The organism is Algoriphagus kandeliae (assembly GCF_004571135.1).
GTDB lineage: Bacteria > Bacteroidota > Bacteroidia > Cytophagales > Cyclobacteriaceae > Algoriphagus > Algoriphagus kandeliae.
Genome location: NZ_SPSB01000004.1, coordinates 564,369 through 588,509 on the forward strand (window position 1 = coordinate 564,369; position 24,141 = coordinate 588,509).

Annotated in this window: 28 protein-coding genes and 1 tRNA gene; 19 read left to right on the top strand and 10 right to left on the bottom strand. The window is 41.6% G+C overall.

The annotated features are described in order from the left end of the window. Nucleotides 1-487 precede the first annotated feature (487 nt). The 5 genes from E4S40_RS14825 to E4S40_RS14845 all read right to left on the bottom strand — a co-directional run bounded on the left by E4S40_RS14825 (nucleotide 488) and on the right by E4S40_RS14845 (nucleotide 2,797). Nucleotides 488-967, bottom strand: coding sequence for a DUF4252 domain-containing protein (locus E4S40_RS14825; protein WP_135075827.1), 480 nt, complete (start codon nucleotides 965-967; stop codon nucleotides 488-490). A gap of 36 nt (nucleotides 968-1,003) precedes the next feature. Further along, the gene (locus E4S40_RS14830; protein WP_135075830.1) at nucleotides 1,004-1,534 is read right to left on the bottom strand and encodes a DUF4252 domain-containing protein; all 531 of its coding nucleotides are present in this window, start codon (nucleotides 1,532-1,534) and stop codon (nucleotides 1,004-1,006) included. A 4-nt stretch (nucleotides 1,535-1,538) separates the two neighbouring features. Then, complete coding sequence (locus E4S40_RS14835) at nucleotides 1,539-1,961, bottom strand: hypothetical protein (RefSeq protein ID WP_135075833.1); 423 nt, start codon at nucleotides 1,959-1,961, stop codon at nucleotides 1,539-1,541. Next, nucleotides 1,958-2,449 (bottom strand): RNA polymerase sigma factor, encoded by a 492-nt coding sequence (locus E4S40_RS14840; protein WP_135075835.1) that lies wholly within the window; start codon nucleotides 2,447-2,449, stop codon nucleotides 1,958-1,960. The genes E4S40_RS14835 and E4S40_RS14840 overlap by 4 nt, the downstream gene beginning before the upstream one ends. A 272-nt stretch (nucleotides 2,450-2,721) precedes the next feature. After that, nucleotides 2,722-2,797: transfer RNA gene (locus E4S40_RS14845), tRNA-Phe, on the bottom strand. 102 nt (nucleotides 2,798-2,899) lie between these two features. Here E4S40_RS14845 and E4S40_RS14850 point away from each other — a divergent pair. The 4 genes from E4S40_RS14850 to E4S40_RS14865 all read left to right on the top strand — a co-directional run bounded on the left by E4S40_RS14850 (nucleotide 2,900) and on the right by E4S40_RS14865 (nucleotide 7,656). Beyond that, nucleotides 2,900-4,237 carry a 4Fe-4S dicluster domain-containing protein gene (locus E4S40_RS14850; protein WP_135075838.1) on the top strand — a complete coding sequence of 446 codons (1,338 nt, stop codon included), beginning with the start codon at nucleotides 2,900-2,902 and terminating at the stop codon, nucleotides 4,235-4,237. Between the two features lie 96 nt (nucleotides 4,238-4,333). Further along, nucleotides 4,334-5,125 carry a (Fe-S)-binding protein gene (locus tag E4S40_RS14855; protein ID WP_135075841.1) on the top strand — a complete coding sequence of 264 codons (792 nt, stop codon included), beginning with the start codon at nucleotides 4,334-4,336 and terminating at the stop codon, nucleotides 5,123-5,125. A 78-nt stretch (nucleotides 5,126-5,203) separates the two neighbouring features. Next, the gene (locus tag E4S40_RS14860) at nucleotides 5,204-5,689 is read left to right on the top strand and encodes a hypothetical protein (protein WP_135075844.1); all 486 of its coding nucleotides are present in this window, start codon (nucleotides 5,204-5,206) and stop codon (nucleotides 5,687-5,689) included. A 38-nt stretch (nucleotides 5,690-5,727) separates the two neighbouring features. Next, nucleotides 5,728-7,656, top strand: coding sequence for an OmpA family protein (locus E4S40_RS14865; protein ID WP_135075847.1), 1,929 nt, complete (start codon nucleotides 5,728-5,730; stop codon nucleotides 7,654-7,656). Between the two features lie 468 nt (nucleotides 7,657-8,124). On the opposite strand, the gene E4S40_RS14870 is transcribed toward E4S40_RS14865, so the two are convergent. From E4S40_RS14870 to yihA, 3 genes are read right to left on the bottom strand one after another with little or no spacing between them, the layout of a single operon-like run. Continuing rightward, entirely contained in the window at nucleotides 8,125-8,427 is a 303-nt protein-coding gene (locus E4S40_RS14870) for a hypothetical protein (protein ID WP_135075850.1), read from the bottom strand. 38 nt (nucleotides 8,428-8,465) lie between these two features. Continuing rightward, entirely contained in the window at nucleotides 8,466-8,897 is a 432-nt protein-coding gene (locus E4S40_RS14875; RefSeq protein WP_135075853.1) for a DUF5606 family protein, read from the bottom strand. 38 nt (nucleotides 8,898-8,935) lie between these two features. Further along, nucleotides 8,936-9,547, bottom strand: coding sequence for a ribosome biogenesis GTP-binding protein YihA/YsxC (gene yihA / locus E4S40_RS14880; RefSeq protein WP_135075856.1), 612 nt, complete (start codon nucleotides 9,545-9,547; stop codon nucleotides 8,936-8,938). A gap of 122 nt (nucleotides 9,548-9,669) precedes the next feature. Here yihA and ubiE point away from each other — a divergent pair, with 122 nt between their 5' ends. From ubiE to E4S40_RS14920, 8 genes are all read left to right on the top strand, one after another. Beyond that, entirely contained in the window at nucleotides 9,670-10,392 is a 723-nt protein-coding gene (gene ubiE / locus E4S40_RS14885; RefSeq protein WP_135075859.1) for a bifunctional demethylmenaquinone methyltransferase/2-methoxy-6-polyprenyl-1,4-benzoquinol methylase UbiE, read from the top strand. Further along, nucleotides 10,341-11,141: a type IX secretion/gliding motility protein PorT/SprT gene (gene porT, locus E4S40_RS14890; protein ID WP_135075862.1), complete on the top strand. Its 801-nt coding sequence runs from the start codon at nucleotides 10,341-10,343 to the stop codon at nucleotides 11,139-11,141. Before ubiE ends, porT begins: the two co-directional genes overlap by 52 nt. A gap of 44 nt (nucleotides 11,142-11,185) precedes the next feature. Continuing rightward, complete coding sequence (locus E4S40_RS14895; protein ID WP_135075865.1) at nucleotides 11,186-11,944, top strand: SDR family NAD(P)-dependent oxidoreductase; 759 nt, start codon at nucleotides 11,186-11,188, stop codon at nucleotides 11,942-11,944. A 7-nt stretch (nucleotides 11,945-11,951) separates the two neighbouring features. After that, nucleotides 11,952-12,695, top strand: coding sequence for a M15 family metallopeptidase (locus E4S40_RS14900; RefSeq protein ID WP_135075868.1), 744 nt, complete (start codon nucleotides 11,952-11,954; stop codon nucleotides 12,693-12,695). Next, nucleotides 12,695-12,904: a hypothetical protein gene (locus E4S40_RS14905; RefSeq protein WP_135075871.1), complete on the top strand. Its 210-nt coding sequence runs from the start codon at nucleotides 12,695-12,697 to the stop codon at nucleotides 12,902-12,904. Before E4S40_RS14900 ends, E4S40_RS14905 begins: the two co-directional genes overlap by 1 nt. A 144-nt stretch (nucleotides 12,905-13,048) precedes the next feature. After that, nucleotides 13,049-14,089 (top strand): quinone-dependent dihydroorotate dehydrogenase, encoded by a 1,041-nt coding sequence (locus tag E4S40_RS14910; RefSeq protein WP_135075874.1) that lies wholly within the window; start codon nucleotides 13,049-13,051, stop codon nucleotides 14,087-14,089. 54 nt (nucleotides 14,090-14,143) lie between these two features. Then, nucleotides 14,144-16,630 (top strand): FtsK/SpoIIIE family DNA translocase, encoded by a 2,487-nt coding sequence (locus tag E4S40_RS14915; protein ID WP_135075877.1) that lies wholly within the window; start codon nucleotides 14,144-14,146, stop codon nucleotides 16,628-16,630. Nucleotides 16,631-16,663: 33 nt separating this feature from the next. Further along, complete coding sequence (locus E4S40_RS14920; protein WP_135075880.1) at nucleotides 16,664-17,317, top strand: LolA family protein; 654 nt, start codon at nucleotides 16,664-16,666, stop codon at nucleotides 17,315-17,317. A gap of 44 nt (nucleotides 17,318-17,361) precedes the next feature. On the opposite strand, the gene E4S40_RS14925 is transcribed toward E4S40_RS14920, so the two are convergent. Then, nucleotides 17,362-17,919 (bottom strand): CvpA family protein, encoded by a 558-nt coding sequence (locus E4S40_RS14925; RefSeq protein WP_135075883.1) that lies wholly within the window; start codon nucleotides 17,917-17,919, stop codon nucleotides 17,362-17,364. A 3-nt stretch (nucleotides 17,920-17,922) separates the two neighbouring features. Continuing rightward, complete coding sequence (locus tag E4S40_RS14930; protein ID WP_135075886.1) at nucleotides 17,923-18,375, bottom strand: GatB/YqeY domain-containing protein; 453 nt, start codon at nucleotides 18,373-18,375, stop codon at nucleotides 17,923-17,925. A 61-nt stretch (nucleotides 18,376-18,436) separates the two neighbouring features. Between E4S40_RS14930 and E4S40_RS14935 the strand changes: the two genes are divergently transcribed. From E4S40_RS14935 to E4S40_RS14965, 7 genes are all read left to right on the top strand, one after another. Beyond that, complete coding sequence (locus tag E4S40_RS14935) at nucleotides 18,437-19,153, top strand: pyridoxine 5'-phosphate synthase (RefSeq protein WP_135075889.1); 717 nt, start codon at nucleotides 18,437-18,439, stop codon at nucleotides 19,151-19,153. Between the two features lie 87 nt (nucleotides 19,154-19,240). Further along, nucleotides 19,241-19,591 (top strand): four helix bundle protein, encoded by a 351-nt coding sequence (locus E4S40_RS14940; RefSeq protein ID WP_135075892.1) that lies wholly within the window; start codon nucleotides 19,241-19,243, stop codon nucleotides 19,589-19,591. Nucleotides 19,592-19,657: 66 nt separating this feature from the next. Then, nucleotides 19,658-20,416 carry an alpha/beta fold hydrolase gene (locus E4S40_RS14945; protein WP_135075895.1) on the top strand — a complete coding sequence of 253 codons (759 nt, stop codon included), beginning with the start codon at nucleotides 19,658-19,660 and terminating at the stop codon, nucleotides 20,414-20,416. 12 nt (nucleotides 20,417-20,428) lie between these two features. Beyond that, nucleotides 20,429-20,872, top strand: a complete 444-nt coding sequence (locus E4S40_RS14950; RefSeq protein WP_135075898.1) for a DinB family protein — start codon at nucleotides 20,429-20,431, stop codon at nucleotides 20,870-20,872. Between the two features lie 22 nt (nucleotides 20,873-20,894). Next, nucleotides 20,895-21,605 (top strand): SAM-dependent methyltransferase, encoded by a 711-nt coding sequence (locus tag E4S40_RS14955; RefSeq protein ID WP_135075901.1) that lies wholly within the window; start codon nucleotides 20,895-20,897, stop codon nucleotides 21,603-21,605. 2 nt (nucleotides 21,606-21,607) lie between these two features. Further along, nucleotides 21,608-22,678 (top strand): dipeptidase, encoded by a 1,071-nt coding sequence (locus E4S40_RS14960; protein ID WP_135075904.1) that lies wholly within the window; start codon nucleotides 21,608-21,610, stop codon nucleotides 22,676-22,678. A gap of 94 nt (nucleotides 22,679-22,772) precedes the next feature. Beyond that, nucleotides 22,773-24,107, top strand: a complete 1,335-nt coding sequence (locus E4S40_RS14965; RefSeq protein WP_135075907.1) for a PEGA domain-containing protein — start codon at nucleotides 22,773-22,775, stop codon at nucleotides 24,105-24,107. Nucleotides 24,108-24,141 lie beyond the last annotated feature (34 nt).

The window sequence follows — 24,141 nt, forward strand, 5'->3', positions numbered from 1 at the left end:
ATGGCGAATCCATTCGAGGTGGTATTTTGGGCTACAGGGTCCATCGGGTCTGATGGGTTTGTCTTCAAATGACAATACAAAGGTAGCAAACGGCACTAAAAATGAAAATGTTTCAAAATTTTTATTAATTTTTTATGAATTCAATAATGATTAAGCGATTTAATTAAAAATAATATAATTAATTCCCGCAATCGATAGCGGAAACCCAAACAATCTGAAAAATCTAGCTTTATTGAAATTTAATTTTGTGATTTTTTTAAATACAAAATCATGTCATTACATCAATTAATAAAAATAGTTTTTCGCAATCGATTGTATCGGATGAAAAAAAAATTTTAAAAAACTCAAATCAATATCTAAAAAGGTAGATTTTCTTACAAAATCCTGCATTTAGAAAAGCAAGAAAACGGAAATATGCGGGCGAATTGAATCAAAAAAAGCCACCAACTTTCGCTGATAGCTTTTCTTTACTTCTTTAAGATACTACTTAATTCTTGCCCTTCTTCATTGCTTCAGCTACGAGCTCCTGAGCAAAGGATCCTTTGAGTTCAACGACCATCAGGTCTCCTTCATCTCCTCCTACCAGGACCACCAAGTCTGAAATAGTTTTCCCTCCCTTGGAATAGACGACAATCTCCCCTTCATCGGCCATTTCCATCATTAACTCATACCGTTCCTTTTCCAAACCTTTTTTGAGTGCTTTGAATTCCGCTCCGCTTCGGTCGGCATTGTCAGGAAGCGTAAAAAAATTGAGCTTCTCGATGGATTTGGCTACGGTAGCCATATCATCTTCATCAATGTCAATTTTAAAACCCTCGGCGAAATTCAGGAAGTTACCTCCCAACTCCATATGGAAGAAGTCCTCCTCGCCTCTGTATTTTTCATAAAGGGCTTTAACAGATTTACTTTGTGCCTGTGCGGAAAATATGATTCCCAGAAAGGCGATTGCAAAAAACAGCTTTTTCATAATAATAAGTAGTTTAATAAATAATAGTGGTTTAGTTTATTGTGGCATATTTCCTTTACCATATTCCTCCATTCCAGGGATATTGGTCTTTTCTGCAAGCATATTCAGATCTTCATAGGTGAAATTCCCTAGCATAGAGAGCAAGGTGAATTCTCCCTTATCACCTGCAAGCATTAGTAGCTCTTTGACGAGTCCATTTTCTTCCCGAACCAAAAACTTGATACTGGAATCCTTATCCTGAACATCCATCAATTCTTCATATTTCTGCTTAGTCAGAGAACCATAGGCTTCATTGTACATTTTCATTCCATCTACTTCATCAGAAGAAAGAATTCGGATGCCTTTGATTTTTTGGATTAAAGCTCCCAGTTCCTGAGAGTCGGCTTCCTCGGCATTATTTTTCAGGAAACCTCCGGCCATTTGCATCATTTTGGGTGAAATGTACACCCTACTGAAGCGGTCATCTTCCATGTAATTGGAAAAGAAACGCTGAATCGCATCATCCTGGGCGAGCACTTGAAATACCGCCATCAAAACAAATACTGGAATTAATACTAACTTTTTCATGTTCTTATTTTTCTTGATTTTCGAATAGAGAATTGGTCGTATTGAGGTATCGCAATTCATTCATTTTTTCTAATTGGCTTTGCCCTTCGGAAAACTTATCCTGTATAAGAGATAAAGCTGCTGCTACTTCCCGATAAGCTTCTTCCTCCTGTTGACGCTCATAGGCTTGCCAGCCTGCATAGGAGCCCACCAAAATCAAAACAGAGGCAGCCCAGCCAAGCCATGAAAAACCAGCTTTCTTTTTCCACCTTGGAATTTCAAGTCTTTCAGGCTCTTCCGAAGCAAAATCCTGGATGGAAAGAAACCATTCTTTTTCTGACTCATGCCCATCGGCTTGAGCAATCAGATCTCGCAACTCAGCTTCCTCCTCCAAGGTGGAATCTGCGTTCCAGTATTTTTCGAGTAATTCTTCAATTCGCTTGTTCATGACTTGGTTTCTTGTTTGGCAAATTCTTCTCGCAGCTTTTTTCGGGCCCGATGAAGATTGACTTTCACTTGCTCCATCGGGATTTCAAGATATTCTGCCACCTCTTCATAGGTTAGCCCTTCCATTTCCCGAAGCTGAAAGATCTGTCTTTGCTTTTCGGGCAGGCGATTAACTAGCTGAAGAATCCTGGGAATTTTGGTTTCACTTCGCTCAGGTTCCGGATCCATAAGCCTAGCCTCTCCATTTTCATCCAAGGACACAATCTTTCCAGTTTTCCGAAAGTGCATCAAAGCCTCATTTTTCAAACTTCTAATGAGCCATCCTGTCAAATTGGGATGCTGCTGCAGTTCATCTTCTTTCCGAAAGGACTTTTCGAACACATTTTGAAGAATATCTTCAGCCAACGCCCGGTCTTTCACCCAGAGATAAGCCATCCGGAATAGCTTCCCTCGCAAAGGCCAAATATTTCCTTCGAAAAATGAATTCATTTGTGTAGGTGATGCGGGTCTTTTTCAAATGTTACACTTTTCACAAAATATTTTTCAAAAATCCCAAGATTAAGCTAGGCCCTGCTAACACTCAGCCCTTATTGGAGTTTAGAATTTACTAGTAAGGCTGATTTTAGATTCATTTTAAATTAGAAATAAAAAATAGTATGCATGCAGACTATTTCTTACTTTGCATGCATGATTGATTGGGCATCAACTATCACGATTCTGACGCGAGAAGGCATAAAAAAAGCCCCGAATTGCTTCGGGGCTGGTGGTGATGAGTGGACTCGAACCACCGACTCACGGATTTTCAGTCCGATGCTCTACCAACTGAGCTACATCACCTTTTCTTAAAGTGATGCAAAGGTAGGTATTTGTGATTTTGATACAAATCATTCAGATAAAAAAAATTAAAAAGAGTATTCACAATTTATTAATTGCATCAAAATGAGCTTTTTACCTCAAGTAGCATTTTTGATTATTTTAGCGGTAGCTGCTTTCATTTTAACCAAACGAGTGCGTTTTCTGAAAAGAAACATACTCTTGGGTAAGGCAGAAACCCGAAACGATCAGCCTGAAGCCCGTTGGAAAACCATGCTCTTGGTAGCTTTTGGCCAACAAAAAATGTTTAAACGCTTCATTCCGGCCTTCCTCCACTTGTTGATTTATGTCGGCTTCGTGGTGATCAATTTGGAAGTATTGGAATTTATTTTGGATGGGATTTTAGGAACCCACCGCTTGTTTGCACCAATTCTAGGTTCAGTTTATACAGCAGCAATCAATATTTTTGAATTCCTCGCCATGGCGGTACTTTTCTCCTGTGTCGTGTTTCTGATTCGAAGAAATATCACCAAAGTTCCCCGCTTCACTAAGCCTGAGATGAAAGGCTGGCCAGCCCTCGACGCCAACTTGATTCTAGTTATTGAAATCATTTTGATGATGGCTATTCTCACCATGAATGCCACGGATCAAATCTTAGTAGCTCGAGGAGATGAGCATTACATTGCACTTGGCACCCTTTTCTTCAGCAGTCTGCTTCAACCTCTTTTTGAGGGAATGAGTGACGGAGCTTTAGTCTTTATTGAGCGATTTACTTGGTGGTTTCATATTGCTGGTATTTTAGCTTTCGCAGTATACGTCACATACTCCAAGCACCTCCATATTTTCCTGGCTTTCCCAAATACTTGGTATTCCAATTTGAAGCCTAAAGGAGAAATGCAAAACATGCCGGAAGTGACGAATGAAGTCAATATGATGCTGGGAATTCCAACTGATGCTCCTGCAGATCCTCCTGCAGAAATCGGAAGATTCGGTGCCAAAGACATCAATGATCTTTCTTGGGTCAATATTCTAAATGCCTACTCTTGTACTGAGTGCGGTCGATGTACTTCCGAGTGTCCGGCTAACCTGACAGGCAAAAAACTTTCCCCCCGAAAAATCATGATGGATGTGCGGGACCGTGCAGAGGAAGTTGGAAAAAGCATAGACGCCGGTGGACCAGGTTTGGAAGATGGAAAATCTCTCCTTGGCGATTACATTTCAAAAGAGGAATTAAACGCTTGTACTTCCTGCAATGCCTGCGTGGAAGCCTGCCCAGTTAATATCGATCCATTGTCGATCATCCTAGAAATGCGCCGCTATGTAGCGATGGAAGAATCTGGAACACCTGCACAATGGAATGCCATGTTCCAAAATATGGAGACTAGTTTCTCTCCTTGGAAATTCAGTCCCCAAGATCGATTCAACTGGGCCGATTCAGTCAAAGAAGAGGAGATTCCAGATTGAATAATTAGTAAACCTAAGTGATTGAATTGTCGAGATTAAGCATTGCTGTAAAGTTCCTCTCGTAAATCCAATTTCAAAAATCGTAAATCCGAAAATATGTCTACATACAAAGTACCAACCATGGCCGAAATGGCCGCTAAAGGTGAAAATCCGGAAGTTCTTTTTTGGGTCGGTTGTGCCGGCTCCTTTGATGACCGATACAAGGCAGTTACCCAGGCTTTCGTCAAAATATTGAATAAAGTAGGTGTATCATTCGCTGTACTTGGCCCTGAAGAGACTTGTACCGGTGATCCTGCACGAAGAGCTGGAAATGAGTTCCTTTTCCAAATGCAGGCTGTCGCCAACATCCAAGTTTTGAATGGATATGGAGTCAAAAAAGTAGTGACCGCATGCCCTCATTGTTTCAACACCATCAAAAATGAGTATCCTGCCTTGGGGGGAAATTATGAAGTGATTCATCACTCTCAATTTTTGCAGCAATTAATTAACGAAGGAAAAGTGGTGCTTCAGGGAGGCGGTGAGTTTAAAGGAAAAAAGATCACCTTCCATGATTCTTGCTACCTCGGCCGTGCAAACAATGTGTACGAAGCTCCGAGGGAAGTCATCAAGGCGCTGGACGTGGAATTGGTAGAAATGAAGCGATGCCGTACCAAAGGCCTTTGCTGTGGTGCAGGTGGAGCTCAGATGTTTAAAGAACCGGAACCGGGTAAAAAAGATATCAATATTGAGCGTACCGAAGAAGCATTAGCCACTGGAGCTCAAGCGATTGCCGTAGGTTGTCCTTTTTGCCTAACTATGATGACTGACGGTGTAAAAAACAAAGAGCGGGAAAATGATGTCAAGGTCTATGATCTCGCTGAAATGATCGCCAAAGACATGGGGATTTAAGTGAAAGTAAATTTGAATCAATTCCACCCTTTTTGCCGTTAGGTAGAAAGGGTTTTTCTTTGTCAAAATATCCAAATTATGTACGTAGCCTTTGATAAGATTTCTGACCAAAGCCGAATCTGGCTTTATCAAGCAGATCGAAAACTCAGTGACAGGGAACTGGAACTGGTCCGACAGGAATTAAAATCCTTTTGCGAAGGATGGAATGTACACGGAAATGGGATTCTGACTTCTTTCGAGATTTTAGAAGATCAAGTGATCGTTTTGGCTGCAGATGAATCTCAGTCCGCAACAAGTGGCTGCTCAATCGATAGCTCGGTAAGAGCTTTGCAAAGGCTTGAAAATTTACTCCAAATCAACCTGACTGATCGCGGAAAAGTAGCTTTCAAAGAGTCAGGTCAAATTCGAATCGCGCCTGCTTTGGGAATTCGTAGCAAAGTTCAGGAAGGAAGCATTGTTTCGGACACCCCGGTTATGAACCCACTCATCCAAACCAAAGCCGATTTGAATTCTTTGTGGATTCCTGCAGCAAAAAGCTGGTTGAACAAATACTTTCCAAATTAATTAGTAATATTCAGACAAGATCATCAAAACTGCGTCAGATGAAACACTACTTTTTGGGTCTATTCATATTTATGTTGATTCTTGGTGGCTGCAAAAGCCTTCAAGAAAAAGGAACTGACCAATACCTCTCGGGACAATACCAATATGCTATCAATACTTTTTCTCAAATTCTAGAGGAGGATCCTGAAAACGAAGAGGCAAATCAAATCATCGCAGAAAGCTATCGCCTTTCTAACCGAATTGAAAATTCTGCTGACTATTACCAAAAACTGATTGATATCGAGCCGAGTTTTGAGCGATATTTCTTTCTAGGACAAAGTCTCAAAGCCCAGCAAAAAAATGAGGAGGCAAAGGAAGCCTTCGAAAATGCAAAAAGTTACACGCAAGATGAAGCTTTGCTCGCCAGGACACAGCGGGAAATCGAATCAATTAATCTTGCAGCCGGTATTGAAAACTACTGGCCTTATCATGAACTCGTTAATTACCGGGAACTTAATACTCCGGGTGGAGATTATGCTCCGATAGTTAGTGAGAATTTCTTGTACTTCACTTCAGCTAGACAAGCTTCTGGGATTTATCCAGCGACGGGGACTCCCTATACCAAGCTATTCAGAGCGAGGGCCGAGGGGCTAAGAGTCGATGTCGGAGGAATACAGGCTTTACCTGAATTTCCAAATGAAGAAGGGTTGAATCAAGCTGCTATAGCCATCAGCCCTGATGGGAACACCATTATTTATGCCCGTGGAAATTCAACTTCGCCTAAAGACCTACCCGAAACAGCTTTATTCGCTTCATATTTTCGAGGAGGCGGATTTACATTGCCAATTTGGCTTCCGGTAAATGAAGATGAAAATTGGTGGAATTCCACACCAGCTTTCAGTCCTGACGGGGAAGTTCTCTATTTCGCATCCAATCGTCCAGGAGGATATGGAGGAATTGATATTTACAAAGCGACTAAGTTGGCGAATGGAGACTTCGGGAATGCTGTCAACTTAGGACCAACTATCAACACTCCAGGCAATGAACTTTTCCCTCGCCCTACTCCCGATGGAAAATTCTTTTTTGCTTCTGATGGACATCCAGGCTATGGTAAACTCGACCTTTTTGTAGCCGAATCAGATGAATCAGGAAAACAAGTCGTCAAAAATTTGGGTGAAAATATCAATAGCCCAGCGGATGATTTCGGTATCTTTTTCACCAATTATCCCAAAGAAGGATTCCTTTCTTCCAATCGTGAAGGAGGAATTGGAGACGACGATATTTATTATTTCGAAGACAAAACTCCGAAGCCAAAAATCGTCAACGTATTGCTGAATGTATTTACAAAGCAGCGCGTAGCAGGAGAACCTGATCAGGTCCTTGACCAAGCTCGTGTTGTCTTGTATGATGGCAATAACAAACAAATAGGCGGCGACTTCTCCAATTCAAATGGTCGCGTCCGATTTACCTTAGAACCTCAGGCCGATTATACCATTATCGCATCAAAAGGAGGGTATTTCTCCAAGTCTGTTCCTTATTCCACTCGCGGAAAAACTCCTGACCCTGCAACTTTGATCCAAGATGTTACCAATGTAAGCTTGGATACAACCATTGTTTTGGATCAGTTGATTCTAGAAAAATCCATCGTTCTAGAAAATATTTACTACGACTTGGATAAGGCTGATATTCGACCAGATGCGGCAAGGGAACTGGATAAATTGGTACAAATTCTTAAGGACAATCCAAATATTCGAATCGAGCTGAGCTCGCATACCGATGCCAGATCTTCGGATGAATACAACTTGGACTTGTCACAGCGAAGAGCCGAATCAGCGGTAAATTATATGGTTTCTCAAGGAATCGATCCAAGTCGATTGGTTGCCAAAGGCTATGGAGAAACCCAGTTGATCATCAAAAATGCTCAAACGGAAGAAGAGCATCAAGTCAATCGACGTACGGAGTTTAAGGTGATTGAGATTAAGGAATGATAGAAGAGGGAAGATGGGAGTAGGAAGAGGGAAGTTCGGTGAAACACTGTAGAAATACGGTTGAAATATAGCTCGCAAGCGAGCTGAAATAAGGTCTAGCAGATAATCTCGCGCAAAGACTCTGCAAAGTGGTGAAGAGAGAGTGCTGAAGTGCCAGTCCGCCGTGGCGGACACGATTTTTAATAGCCCTGGGTTTCAACCCAGGGAAAAAGAACAAAAACCGAATTCCAGCGCTGGCCCATGATCTTTGTTTTGGAAACGGAAATATAGTGCCAGCAAGACGAAGACGAATTTCAAAAAATGGACTATCCCGCAAGCGAGCTGAAATACTTTGAAATAGTTCCCCAATGAAATAAGCACTAGAATTCCCTAGAATATCTCACGACCGAAGGGAGGGTATCTCGGCGAAGCCATATCTTACGAAGCGAAGCGTAGCATATTTCACCGAAAGAAGTGAGGCGTATAACTTCACGAATACCTCTTCCAAATTTCAGCCTTTTGTTTTTGTCTTTCCCAAAGGGCCTTTGCTAAATCCTCTGCTACTTGATCAGGCGCAGATTCATGGAGAATTTCTTTCAATCGTTGTTCCGAAAGGTCAATCCTATAACAGATTTGAAGCAGTTTTTCCAAATCTCTATCCAATAACTCTCCCACAGCTTTAGCAATGATTTTCACGGCCTGCTCCTCGTCAAATTGAGGAGAAAGTTCCGGTAGCTCGAATTGTTTTTGAGCCAAAGTATAAGCGGTAATGAGTAGATCGGAATTATTCATACAATCAAAAAAGCCCGGTTTTTCCGGGCCTTAAAATCTTATTCAGCTTCCTTTTCCTCGGTGGCATCATCAGAGGCCTGCAAAACCTCAGGCATTTGCTCATGAATGATTTTATACCAGGAAATCAATTTTTTGATATCGGATACGTAAACTCGAGATTCATCCACTTCAGGAAGGATATGCTTCATAAATGCTCGAAGCTCAGCTTCATCTGGATTGGCATCCAATCCCAAATCTCCCTGAAATTCCGCTTCGATTTTTTGCATAACACTCTCCAAAGGCTCTGCTCCTTCCTCGTTCAAGGTGTAAATAGAAATATCAGCAAGGATGGAAACACGATGTGAAATTCCGGCTACAAGTTTGGCTTTTTTGGCATCCAAACTCTCTAGAATCACCCCTGTGCGGGTAGGTTTTAATACTTTGAATAATCCTGGTTTCCCAGAAACGGTAGCAATGTCTTTAAAATTCATGGGTTTAGATTTTCAGCTTGCAAATATAGAATTTGTGCTCATTCGAGCGCACCACTTTCGTATTCTTTGACCAATTCGTCAATAAAGTCCAATAAGGACTCCTTTCCAAAACCTGTTTCTGAACTCGTGACAAAATAGTCAGGAGCTTCCTCAAAAATCTCTTCCGTTTTCTTTAGGAATTTCTGGACGTTTTGATTGGTCTTGGTTTTTGACTGCTTATCAGCTTTGGTGAAAATTAAAGCGGCCGGGACACCATTTACCCCACACCAAAGCAAAAACTCTAAATCGATTTTCTGAGGCTCGAGTCTACTGTCGATCAAAACGAAAACTCCACAAAGATTACTTCGCTTCGTCAGGTAAGTTTTGATCATATTTCCCCACCCCTCCTTCACTTTGACATTGACTTTCGCAAAACCATACCCTGGCAAATCCACCAAAAACCATTGATCATTAATCATGAAATGATTGATCAATTGAGTCTTACCGGGCTTTTGGGAAGTTTTTGCCAAGTCCTTTTTGCCTGTAATCATATTGATCAAGGAACTCTTGCCGACATTTGATCGACCGATGAAGGCAATCTCTGCCCGCTCCGGCTTCGGACATTTTGAAGGATCGGAATTGGAAACGACGAATTCGGCCTTTTTGATCATGGGATTGGAATTTGGGACAAAATTAGGGTTTAATTCCATAGACACCACCCTCCTTCTTCCTTAACATTTTTCGCTTACTCGGGTTTCTTGAGTAATATTGCGCACCAATTAGAATTTAACTGATGTCTGTAGTCCCTTATAAAGATAAAGAAGACCCTAAAAAAGCACAGGTAGCCGAGATGTTTAACAACATCAGCCCGAAGTATGACCTACTCAATCACGTGCTGAGTTTGGGAATAGATATTATTTGGAGAAAAAAAGCCATCAAAATGCTCCAAAAAGATCAGCCAAAGTTGATTTTAGACATTGCTACTGGAACGGGGGATTTTGCGATTGAGGCATTGGCTTTGAATCCAGATAAAATCATCGGAGTGGACATTTCAGAAGGAATGCTGGAAGAAGGCCGAAAGAAAATGAAGAAGCGAAAACTGGATCATATCATTGATATGCAGATGGGTGATTCAGAAGGTTTGCTCTTTGAGGATAATAAGTTCGATGCAGTCATCGTTTCATTTGGAGTCAGAAACTTCGAAAATCTGGAAAAAGGACTGGCAGACATGTACCGGGTCTTAAAGCCTGGAGGGAAAACAGTCATTTTGGAATTCAGTAAACCAAAGGCCTTTCCAATGAAACAGGCCTATTCGTTCTATTCCAATACGATATTGCCTCAAATTGGAAAAATTGTATCCAAGGACAATTCTGCTTATACTTATCTTCCAGAATCTGTCCAGGCATTTCCTGATGGGGAAGATTTTCTGGCTGTATTGAAAAAAGTTGGATTTCACAGCACTGTATGCAAACCGCTCACTTTTGGAATAAGCTCAATTTACGTAGGGGAAAAATAGGCATCCTTGCCTTCCTCCTCTTTTTAGTTGCAAATTCAGCTAATTCACAAGGCCTTTTTGGATTAACCAGTACCTCAGGTTCTGATGATAAATTCATCTCTTACGGGTTTTTCCTTGCGGCGCATAATAATTCCTATCGACTGAAATACACGGATCAATTCGTTCAGGCAAGTGATCCTGCGTCCCCTAATGTTCGTGCAATTTTCCCTCGATTCAATCCGGGATTTTCATTGGGATTCATTGGAATGATGCGTCTTCACGATCAAGTGCAGATACTATTTACGCCGAAAATCGGCTTCTATGAATTTCGAACAGAAGTAGAATATTTTCCTACCAACTTCACACCTCAGCCCGGCAATACTGCAGAAGAACCGGTCACTCCCGTAGCTGATGTCAATACCATCATCAATGAGGCTACGATGATTGAATTGCCTTTGCTATTCAAATACCGCTCTCAGCGATTCAATAATACCCGGATGTATTTCATCGGAGGGGCAAGTTATCAATTCCGTACGAAAAGTCAAGATGAGGCCAATTTGGAGGACTTGGTGACTACGGGACAAGATTATGCCATCGAACTGGGAATGGGATTTGAGATCTATTTCCGCTTCTTCAAGTTTGCCCCTGAAATCCGTTTCTCACACGGACTCAACAATATCTACCAGGCAGAAAATACCATCCCAGATATTCGGGATGCGATTTCAAGCATTAAAAGAAAGTCTGTCACCCTCTATTTGAACTTCCAGTAAGCTTTTACTTTTTGGATATTTTTCTTTTCAGTTAACTTGTGACTATGGAAAGAAAAATCGCATTAATCACCGGAGCAAGTTCTGGAATCGGAAAAGCCTGTGCACTGATTTTGGCTAAGAACGGATATGATTTAATCGTAACCGGAAGAAGAAAAGAACGATTGGAGGAATTGAAAAAAGAAGTTCCTGAGGGAATCGAAGTTCTACCTTTGATTTTTGATGTAAGGGATAAGGAAGCAGTTTTTCAGATTCTAGGAAACCTCCCCGATCGCTGGAAAAATATCGATGTATTGATCAACAATGCTGGGAATGCCCATGGACTTGACCCTATCCAAACAGGTGATACCCAGGATTGGGATGCCATGATGGATATCAATGTGAAAGGACTTTTATACGTTTCAAAAGCTATCATCCCAGGAATGACTGAGCGAAAATCTGGCACTATCATCAATATTGGATCCATTGCAGGAAAAGAAGTCTATCCAAACGGAAACGTGTATTGTGGCTCCAAGCATGCTGTGGACGCTATTACCAAAGGAATGCGCATTGATTTAAACCCTTTCGGGATAAAAGTAATCGGTATTCATCCGGGATTAGTCGAAACCGAGTTTTCGTTGGTTCGATTTAAAGGAGATTCAGAGCGTGCCGAAAAAGTCTACCAAGGATATCAACCTTTGTTGGCTCAGGATATTGCCGAAATCGTGGAGTTTTGTGTCAATCGACCAGCCCATGTAGTCTTGGCAGATATTGTGGTACTTCCAACTGCTCAGGCTTCTGCAACATTGGTGAACAAGAATGCATAATCTTCGGATGAGATATTTGAACCTTATCCTTCTTTCGATTATTTGGAGTTGTTCTGCACCAAAAAGCGATCAGGAAGTATTCTCCGAACAACAAAAAGAAAATCTAGCTCCCCTATCGGAAGCTCCTCAGGAATCAATTCCAGCATTGGAACAAACCTTAATCGATCAGGGATTGGTCAATTTGGAAGAAGTCATTCCTGGAATTCGGGTTGAGTTGAAGTATTCCACTACCGACAATTTTTTTGGACAGGATGTGTATGGAGATTTGACTCATGCCTACCTCCAGCCTGAAGTTGCCCAGCAATTAAAATCGGCTCAGGAAAGTTTGCGGGAAGAATATCCAAACCTTACACTTTTGGTTTATGATGGGGTCAGGCCGCTTTCAGTCCAGCAGATTCTTTGGGATAATTTGGACAAGCCGGACAGCATTAAGCCATTGTACGTAGCCGATCCAAAAAAAGGAAGTTTGCACAATTATGGGGTAGCAGTAGACTTGACCATTTATGATACCCAAGCGGACTCAACTTTGGATATGGGAACGGGTTATGATTTCTTTGGCTATGCTGCCTATCCAGATCGGGAAGTCCAAATGCTGGAAGAAGGAGTCCTTACTGAATTCCAAATCAAAAACCGTGAAATCCTCCGGAAAGTCATGACTCAGGCTGGTTTTACTGGAATAGGGTCAGAATGGTGGCATTTCAATGCCTATTCGAGAAAGGGAGCAGGAGAAAAATTTAAAATAATTCAATAATGTGGAGAACAATTTTTAAAAATCTAACTCGTCGTCAATTAATTTTGGTTCGACTTTTATTGATGAGCAACAGTGCAGTTTTGCTAGGAGCATATTTTAAAATTAATGGGAACCCAAATGGAGAAATGCTTCTCATCATTGGAATCCTACTTAATTTTATTGGTGTATTCGGACTGACCAATAAATGGTCCAAAGGCGGCCCTCTTTAAATCCCTTTCAACAAAAGGATAATGATAACACCAAACTCAATCGATGAGATACTCATCCAATTTCGGTTACTCAAGAATTAATTATCTCAGAAAAGTTTTAATTGGATTGCCTACTTTTGCCTATAGCGAAAAAACCAATTTCCCGTGTACAAAACCCTACTCAAGCCACTTCTTTTTACCCAATCCCCAGAAACCGCACACCACTTCACCTTTAGCCTGACCAAATTCGCCTTCAATTTTCCTTTGATTGGAGGAATCATTCGAATGGCTTTTCGATATGAAGACAAGCGATTGGAGCGGGAAGTTTTTGGTTTAAAATTCAAAAATCCAGTTGGTTTGGCTGCAGGTTTTGACAAAGATGCCAAGCTGATTGACGAAATGGCAATGCTGGGTTTTGGATTTATTGAAATCGGGACCTTAACTCCCAAACCTCAAGAAGGGAATCCCAAACCTCGACTTTTTCGCCTTCCCCAGGATGAAGCCTTGATCAACAGAATGGGCTTTAATAATGGCGGCGTCTTGGAAGCTGTAGAACGGCTAAAAAAACGGAAATCTGATGTAATCGTTGGTGGAAATATTGGTAAAAACAAAGTCACACCAAATGAAAAAGCCATCGATGATTACCTTTTTTGCTTAGAGGCGCTGCACCCCTATGTGGACTATTTTGTGGTGAATGTAAGTTCGCCAAACACTCCAAACCTTCGGGATTTGCAAGAGAAAGAACCCCTCAAGGCCTTACTGACAGCCGTAAAAGCCGCGAATGACGCAAAGCAAAACCCCAAACCTATCCTACTCAAAATCGCACCTGATTTGACAGATGGACAGCTGGATGACATTGTTGAGATCGTTCAAGAAACTGGCATAGCAGGTGTAATTGCTACTAATACTACTATTGACCGGAGCCAACTTCAAACGAACAAAAACAAGGTGGAAGCCATCGGTGCAGGTGGAGTAAGTGGAAAAGTTTTGAAAAGCCGAAGTACAGATGTAATACGCTACCTCCACCAAAAATCTCAAGGTTCCTTCCCTATCATTGGTGTAGGGGGAATTTTTAGCCCGGAAGATGCGATTGAAAAACTTGAGGCAGGAGCTTCCTTGATTCAGGTCTATTCAGGCATGATTTATGAAGGACCAAGTCTAATCAAACGCATCAAAAAGGGCTTGGTAACTTATTTCTCGAGCTAATTTTCCGAAACCGAGCCGAAACCTTATCTTCAAATTTGGAATTGAACCGCATCTATGCCCAGCAATTCACCTAAACAAAATACTTTTAGAAAAAAGGGAGAAAAATCCGCCAAGCCTAAATCCAAAGGCTCTGGAATCAAACTTTCTTTTGGGGGATTAAAAAATTCCAAAATCGTCCTTACCCTAGGAATCATTATGATGTCCTTAGGAATTTTCCTGTTTTTTGCCTTTATCAGCTATTTATTAAGCGGACCGGCAGACCAGAGTTTGGTCATGAATCCAACGAGTGAAGAAAGCAGGGAAATAGCCCGGGAATCTCAAAACTGGTTGGGCTTACTAGGAGCCAAGGCAAGTCATCTGCTCATTTATCGATGGTTTGGTGTTGCAGCCTTTCTCTTCCCCCCTTTCTTATTCATTTTGGGATTTCGATGGGCATTTAAAGTATCACTGATTTCCCTTACCCGATACACAAGTTTTGCGCTTTTCTTTACCTTTTGGCTTGGCCTTCTCACCGGTTACATTGTCATTTTGGTGAAAGGCTATTCCTATTGGAGCTTCCTCTCAGGGGGATTTGGATATGAATTAGCAAAGCTTTCTGCAGACTATTTGAGCTGGGGAACTTTCATTTTACTGGCTGGTTCGCTGTTGGTTTTCGTGGTCTTCTTTTTTGACATTGACAAATTGGAATGGTTCAGTGCCAAGGCTTCAGAAGCTGAACTGGATTCATTAGAAGAAGAAAAAATCTCCGAGGATGAATTGGCTATCAAGCCAAACTCTAAAAATGAGGACCCTTTTGGATTGGAAGAAGAGGAAGATGAAGCCTTGGATGATGGTTCTTCTTGGACAGTAAAAAATTCTGGGCAACCGGAGGCTGAAGAAAATGATGCCGAAATGGATGATTTGTTTGAGGTCAAGCAGGTAGACCTTCTTGCAGAAAACACCGAAAAGCCAACTCCAAAACCAGTAGAAGAAAAACAGTTCTCAGTAACCAAAGCTGAAAACCAGGAAAAAACGGCCGAAGAAGTCGAAAACTTGGATCCTTACGATCCTACTTTGGACCTTCCTCGCTACCAATATCCTACCCTAGATCTCCTGAATGAATATGATCTTCAAAAGGTTACTGTCACCCGGCAGGAACTCGAAGAGAATAAAAACAAGATCGTAGAGACATTAGAGAATTTCAAAATCGGAATTCAGGAGATTAAAGCGACCATCGGTCCAACTGTGACGCTTTATGAAATCGTTCCTGAACCGGGGGTGAAGATATCCAAAATCAAAAACCTAGAAGATGACATCGCTTTAAGTTTGGCAGCTTTGGGAATTCGAATCATTGCTCCGATCCCTGGGAAAGGCACCATCGGTATTGAAGTTCCAAACAAAAACCGGGAACTAGTTCCAGCTCGAGCAGTCATCGGCACTGAGAAATTCATGCGTTCCGATAAAGACCTTCCTGTAGCTCTTGGTAAAACCATTTCAAATGAAGTTTTCGTGGTGGATCTGGCCAAAATGCCACACTTACTGATGGCAGGTGCAACAGGTCAAGGAAAGTCTGTGGGATTGAATATGATTTTGGCTTCTTTGATATACAAGAAGCATCCGGCTCAATTAAAATTCGTCCTGGTGGACCCAAAAAAGGTAGAATTGACACTTTTCAATAAAATTGAGCGACACTTCCTTGCAAAACTTCCAGGTTCTGAAGAAGCGATTATTACAGATACAAAAAAGGTTATTTATACGCTAAACTCACTTTGTATCGAGATGGATAACCGCTACAATTTGCTTAAAGATGCGGGCGCCAGAAACCTGAAGGAATACAATGCGAAGTTTATAGCCCGAAAACTCAATCCTGAGAAAGGACATCGTTTTATGCCTTACATCGTCCTTGTAATCGATGAGTTGGCGGACTTGATGATGACGGCTGGAAAAGAGATTGAAGGTCCGATCGCCCGATTGGCTCAACTAGCGCGAGCTATTGGCATTCACTTGGTTGTTGCGACCCAGCGTCCTTCAGTAAACGTTATTACAGGTATCATCAAAGCTAATTTCCCTGCCAGACTTTCCTTCCGGGTAACTTCCAAAATCGACTCCCGAACCATTCTCGATACAGGAGGTGCTGATCAATTGATTGGTATGGGAGATATGCTTTTATCTCAAGGTTCGGAAGTAATCCGCTTACAATGCGCATTCCTAGATACACCTGAAGTAGAGGCCATTTGCGATTGGATTGGGGAACAAAAAGGCTATCCGGATGCTTATCTCCTACCTGAATATGAGGGAGAAGATAGTGACAATTCCATCGGGGATATTGATTTATCAGATCGGGACCCTTTGTTTGATGAAGCAGCAAAATTGATAGTGCTACATCAGCAGGGCAGTACATCTTTGATTCAGCGTAAACTTAAACTTGGCTACAACCGCGCAGGACGAATTATTGATCAATTGGAAGCTGCAGGAATTGTAGGACCATTTGAAGGCTCTAAAGCCAGAGAAGTTCTGATCCAAGATGAATCTAGTTTGGAACAGTTATTGAATAGTTTGTAGTCGCTGTTTTTTGATTAATACGGCTACAAATTCATGAGAAAAATCGCCCTAGTTTTCTGCATCCTATTTATTGGTCTTTTTAGTGCTCAGGTTGAGGCTCAACAAGACCCCAAAGCCAAAGTCATCTTGGATGCAATGAGCCAAAAGTTCCAATCGATGAACGGCTTTACGGCTCAATTTGACTTTACTTTTCAGGACGCCACCGGAAGTAGTGACCGAGAGAGCGGGGAAATAGCCGTCAAAGGAGAACAATACCGACTCAAGCTTCCAGAGCAGGAAATCTACAATGATGGCAAGACCGTTTGGACTTTTATTCAGGCAGATGGATACAAAGAAGTAACGATCAATGACGTCTCTCAAATGGAAGGTGAACTCACACCATCCAACATTTACAGGATGTATGAATCAGGCTATAATTACACTCTTTTGCCTGCTAAGCAATTTCAAGGAAAGTCTGTGGATGTGGTGGAATTAATTGCAGCAAATGGAAATGCTCCTTTCGAACGGGTCAAATTGATGATCGACAAAAGCAGCAAGGATCTTTTAGGCTGGGAAATGTACGATGGGCAAGGCGGCATGTATGCCTACACCTTTAAAAACCTTCAGCCTAACGCTAATTTACCGGCGACTTATTTTGCCTTTGATACCAAAAAATATCCTGGGATTGAAATCATTGATTTAAGATAAAAGCGCTTCCAATCAGAAGCGCTTTTCTTTTGAAATCAATCTTATTACTCTCCCTTTGCGGCTTCTTTTACTTTTTCCACCAGCTCTTCGAGTTTGCTTTTGGTAGATTTTACAGATGGAAAAAATGGTTCTACCGCATCGATAACGGCGGGGGCCATAGGTTCCACATAACCAATCAATTCAGATTCACGCTCCCACTTTTTAGGCAAATCCAAATCAAATTCCTTGGTGAACCACAAAAAGAGACTGAGGAAGAATCCAATTTTTAAAACTCCGAAAAACAATCCTGCGACTTGATCAAAGGAACCTAAAATGGTCAGATCCATAAATTTTTTCAGAACCCAACCAACGCTGTTGATAAGGAGCACACTAATTATGAAAATAATCAAGAAGCCAATGACTGGATAAGATAGATTGACGGTCTCTACATTCTCCTCCAACCATTGCGCGGCAGGCTCCATAAAATAAAAGCCTAAAACCAAGGCAACCACGAAGCCAACGATACCTAGAATTCCCAAAAGAAACCCTTTTCTATAGCCTTCATAAGCTCCTAAGGCTAGAAGGAGAACAATGACAATATCCAGAAAGGATTTAATTTCCAATGTTTATGAATTTAGAAGTGCTTTTACCTGATCAGCAATAGCCTTGCCATCTGCCTTTCCTGCCAGTTCTTTACTAGCCATTCCCATCACTTTTCCCATATCTTTCATACCGCTTGCTCCAGTTTTGGAGATGATTTCAGCGATCGCAGCTTTTAATTCATCTGGAGATAAAGCTTTTGGAAGAAATTCCTGAATCACCTTCAGCTCAGCCATTTCTACTTCATGCAAATCAAAACGTCCTTGCTGCTCATAGATATCTGCAGAATCTTTTCGCTGTTTTGCAGCCTTTGTAAGTAATTTCATCTCGTCATCAGCAGACAAATCACCTTTTGAGCCACCCTTAGTTTCCTCCAACAGAATCAAGGACTTGACGGCACGTAGGGCTGTTAGCCGGGTTTTATCTTTTGCCAGCATGGCTGACTTAATTTCATTTTCTATCTTTTGTTTTAAACTCATCGCTACTCAGTTTATGTTATAACTTTGTTCTATCGACAAAAATACCCTTTTCAGGCTTTTTATGACCAAGCTTAGTGTAAATATCAATAAGATCGCCACCCTTCGCAATGCAAGGGGCGGCAATAACCCAAATGTTGTTCAGGTTGCTAAGGATGCCGAACGTTTCGGAGCGGAGGGAATCACAGTGCACCCTCGGCCTGATGAAAGACATATCCGATATCAGGATGTATTGGATTTGGCAGAAGTAGTTACTACGGAATTCAATATTGAAGGCTATCCAGACAAGCGATACATGGAATTGGTTAAGCTGGTAAAACCTGCCCAAGCTACGCTTGTACCTGATCCGCCAGATGCCTTGACATCCAATACAGGCTGGGATACCATCACCCATCAAAGTATGCTTCAAGATATTGTGGCAGAGTTGAAAGAATCTGGTTGTCGAGTTTCAATTTTCATCAACCCAGAGTCCAAATATTTTGAGCCTGCAAAAGAAACCGGAACAGATCGAGTGGAGCTTTACACCGAGCCTTACGCTGTTCTATTTCCAAAGGACCGTGAAAAGGCTGTTCAGCCCTATGTGGAAGTTGCAAATATCGCCCGTGAACTCGGATTGGGGCTTAATGCTGGCCATGATTTGGACTTGAATAATCTTGCCTTCCTAAAGCATAAAATTCCATTCTTGGATGAAGTTTCCATTGGCCATGCCCTCATCTGCGATGCATTATACTATGGATTGGAAAACACAATTCAGATGTATAGGAGGAGGTTGGAGATTTGATTTTTGGTCAACGGACAACGGTCTACAGTCCACAGAATGTATTTGATCACCTCAGAAATAGGTACTTTAACCAACTATTTTAATGTTATGGCTTTTAAGTTCGAAGATTTGCGAGTATGGAAATTATCGATTGAACTTTCTGCTGAAGTAAATTCTTTGGTCAAATCTTTCCCTTCAGAAGAAAAATTTGTTTTGGCTACACAAATTCAACGAGCTGCAGATTCTGTTGCTTTAAATATTGCCGAAGGGTCCACAGGACAATCCACACCAGAATTCAAAAAGTTTCTTGGATATTCTGTTCGGTCCGCAATTGAGGTGGTAAGTTGCCTTTATTTAGGCAAAAAGAGAAGCATCATTGGAGATGAAGATTTCTCAAAACTATATTACGCTTATGAGGATTTAATCAAAAAAATTCAAGCCTTAAAGAATTCAATTTAGACACAAAACTCAAATTTTCACTTATTGGCTGTCGTCTGTTGACAGTGGACTATTGACTAAAACACTATGAAATTAAACTTTAAAAAATCCGGCACTGGTGAACCGCTAATCATTCTACATGGGCTTTTTGGCTCGGCAGATAATTGGTTTTCCATTGCTAAGGAATTGGAAAATGATTTTACGCTATACCTTGTTGACCAACGGAATCATGGAGATTCCCCTCATTCGGATGAATGGAATTACGAGGTAATGGTGGAGGATTTGAGAGAGCTAATGGATGAAGAAGGGCTAAGTGAAGCTTACTTGATGGGACATTCCATGGGTGGAAAAACTGCCATGAACTTTGCAGTAACTTATCCCGATCGGGTTGAAAAATTAATCGTTGCAGACATTGCACCTCGGTATTACCCTGTTCACCATCAGACGATTTTAGAGGGATTAAATTCCATTAATCTTTCAGAAACCTATTCCAGAAAGGACGCCGATGACCAACTGGCAAAGTATATTCCTTATCCCGGAATTAGGCAGTTTCTTTTAAAGAGTCTAGGAAGGGACAGAAATGGTTTTTATTGGAAGATCAATCTACCTGTCATCACTGAAAATATCGAAGAGGTAGGCAAGGCTTTAGAGGAAGACACTGTTTATTCAGGTCCTACCCTATTCCTAGCCGGTGCCAATTCCAATTATATTCAGCAAAGTGACCTACCTGATATTTTAGCCCATTTCCCGAATTATGAGATTGAATTCATTGAGGGAGCCGGTCACTGGCTTCATGCTGAAAAGCCAGAAGCAGTTGTTCGGGAAATTCGTAGATTTCTAATATAAAACTGGATATTGATGAAAGAAGCCATGCTTGAGATGTTGGTTCAGATGGAGCTGACCAGTTCAAATCTTCAAGAAGTTCAAAACGAACACTGGAATTGGAAACTTAATAAAGACTCCAATTCCATTGGATTTATTCTCTTGCATATGGGTGAAATTGTCAATCTTTTTGGGACTTTTTTTGAAATCCCTACTGATGTCCAAAACACCACCTTAGGCTTTGGAGACAATGGGCAAGGAAAGGACATTCAAGCCAGCCAAGCTCTAATAAAGAAGGGATTCTCCAATTTAAAGAAGCTCATCGAAAGCTCTGAGGAGGAGTTCTGGAAAGGAATTATTCACACTCCCTTCTTTGGTGAGGTAAGCCGATTCCGCTTGTTCTCCCATATCCTATTTCACCACTTTCACCATTCAGGCCAGATTTCTGCCATACTGAAAAAGGGCAGAAAATTTGACTAAATCTGCCAATAAACCCTCAAAAATGCCCCAAGGAAAGCTTTTCTTAATTCCCAATGTTCTTGCTGAGAATACTGCCGATGCAGTCATTAGCCCTCAGGTCCGGGAAGTCATCCAACATACCAAAGTATACTTGGTTGAGAACCCAAGAAATGCTCGTCGCTATATTTCCAGCCTAAAACTTGGAGTCAATTTGGAAGAAATTCACATGGAGGTTTTGGACAAAAACACTCCACCTGAATCCATCAATCGTTTGCTTCAACCACTTTTTAAAGGTGCTGATGTTGGAATTATTTCAGAGGCAGGTTGCCCGGGAATAGCTGACCCAGGAGCATTAGCGGTTGCCCACGCACATACTCGAGGAATTCAAGTCGTACCCCTTTCAGGCCCCAGTTCCATGTTTTTAGCCTTGATGGGATCTGGTTTTTCGGGACAGTCATTTGCTTTTCATGGGTATTTGCCTATTGATAAAAAAGAAAGAGCTCAAGCCTTAAAAAAGTTGGAAGCAGAATCTCTTCGGGAAAAAAGAGCACAGATTTTTATGGAAACACCTTTCCGGAACAATCAGCTTTTGGAGGATTTGCTTAGAATGCTTTCTCCCCAAACCAAACTTTGCATTGCAAAAAACCTTACCGCTTCGGAAGAATTGATCCAAACCAAAACTATTCAGGACTGGAAAAAATCACCCATCGACCTTCACAAAGTCCCTACTGTATTTATCCTTCAAAGCTTTTGACCATGTTCACTGTTGACGCTCACCTAGACCTAAGTATGAATGCCCTGGAATGGAATCGGGACCTCACAAGGCCGGTGTCAGAAATCAATGCTCGGGAAGTAGGTCTTGATGATAAACCGGATCGAGGTAATGCGGTCGTTTCACTTCCCGAACTCCGAAAAGGGAACATTGGGCTCGTGGTCGCTACACAAATCGCCCGTTATATAGCTCCTGACAATCCTTTGCCAGGATGGCATTCTCCCGAACAGGCTTGGGCTCAGACTCAAGGTCAATTGGCTTGGTATCAAGCCATGGTTGAAAAAGGTGAGATGACTCAAATCCGTAATAAAGTTGAGCTGGAAAACCATGTTTCACTTTGGCATGATGGAAAAGATTCTAGCCAAAAACCCATTGGTTTTATCCTTTCATTGGAAGGAGCAGATTCCATTGTGAATTTAGATTACCTCGAAAAAGCCTACGAATCAGGATTGAGAGCTTTAGGCCCCGCTCATTACGGCCCGGGAAGGTATGCCTTTGGAACAGATGCATCAGCACCTTTGAGTCAAGAAGGCAAAGACCTGCTCCGAAAAATGGCTGAATTGGGAATAATCCTGGATGCCACGCATTTGTGTGACTTAGCATTTTGGGATGCTTTGGAAATTTTTCAAGGTCCAGTATGGGCAAGTCATAACAACTGCCGAACCCTAGTCGATCACAATCGCCAATTTTCCGACGATATGATCAAAGCTTTGATCGAGCGCGGAGCAGTGATCGGTGGAGCTTTTGATGCTTGGATGCTGAGTCCGGGATGGATTCGCGGAAAAAGTACCCCCAAGGAACGGAATGTTACCATCTCAACCGTATTGGATCATTTAGATCATATCTGCCAATTGGCTGGAAATGCCAATCATATCGGAATTGGTTCTGATTTGGATGGAGCCTTCGGAAAAGAACAATGTCCTTGGGATTTGGAAACCATCGCAGACTTGCAGAAAATCCCAGATTTACTCCAAAAAAGAGGTTATTCAGAAAAGGACATCCAACAAGTAATGAGCGGTAATTGGTTGAACTTTTTGAGGAAAAATTGGTCTTAACCAAGAGAATTTTGTTCAAATCTGTACTCGCTTAAGTTGCATAAATAATTCTAATTGAATTATTTGCAGTCAAAATCGCCAACCCTTAAAATTTATGATAAAAAAGTACCTATTGTCTTGGGCAATATTGAGTTTTATTGCTTTTTCAACAGCACAAGCCCAAAAATTAACAATTTCAGCCAATCATTCTGATGCCAAATTCATCCTGCTGAATGATTACGATGATTCAGAAAAGCAGGAATTAGGCATAGGGACTATCGAATACAAGCTCGAAAAGGATTCCCGAAATCGGATCAAAATCACCAAGCCAGGCTTCCAGCCTGTCATCAAGGAATACAACCGAGATCTAAAGTGGGATAAGGATCAGCGTGTTTCGTTGGACGCTCGAAGAGTAGAGATTTCTGCTGAACCTTATGATGCTGATATCTACGTAGATGGTAGAAACATCGGGAAAAAGGCTATTTACCTTGTGATCGAAAAAGATCGGTTTCACACTGTGGAAGTGAAAAAACCAGGCTTTGCTCCCATCACCAAGACTTATTACAACTCCCCTGATCGTGAAACCCCGCCCATCAAAGACTACTTTGAGTTGAAGGACAGACAAGTTCGACTAGAAGTTCTTCCTGCGGATGGCGTAGTAACGGCCAATGGGGTTTCTCTTGGAAAAGGAAATCAAGATATCAATATTTCGCTCGGAGAATGCGTGACCGTGACTGTGAATAAGGATGGCTATGTAGAATACACCAAAGTATTTTGTAATAAGCCGGAAACTGATCCGGAGCCTCCGACTAGAGAGCAAGCATTACTTTCTGATCGTTTAGTGAAAATCACTACCAACCCTACTGATGCCATTATTGAAATCGGTGGAAGAACGGTTGGAACCGGAAGCTATGATCTAAAAGTGCCTTCCAACGGAAGCGTGGAAGTGAGGGTATTGAAAGACGGATACGTACGATACATCAAAAACTACTACAACCAAGCCAATATGCAGGAACCTCCTGTAACTGACTACATCGAAATGACTGTAGATGAGGCTTACACTTCTTCTGTTTCTTCAGACTTGGCTAATGTTCGTATCACGGTTCCAGTCAATTCACAATACTCATCTGAAGAAGCTTGGAGAATTCTTTCCTCTATCATTACTCGATACTTTGACATCCTTGAGACAGTAGATTTCAATACTGGATATTTGACCACTTCTTGGCAAGTTGAAAATTTCCAGTCAAGTGTAATTCGGACTCGTGTAATTGTCAGCAGCGGTGGCAATTCTGACCAATTAGCTTATGCTGTAAAATTGGTGAGCCAGGAAGCTTACCTTGATGGTAGAAACCAAGTGACAGTAAAAGACGATGAGAAGTTTGAAGATTGGTCCCGAATTCTGAAAAAATATGAAGGGCTAATTCAAGAAATTCAAGCTAGACTACAATAAAGCAAACGGCCCCGAAAATCGGGGCCATTTTATT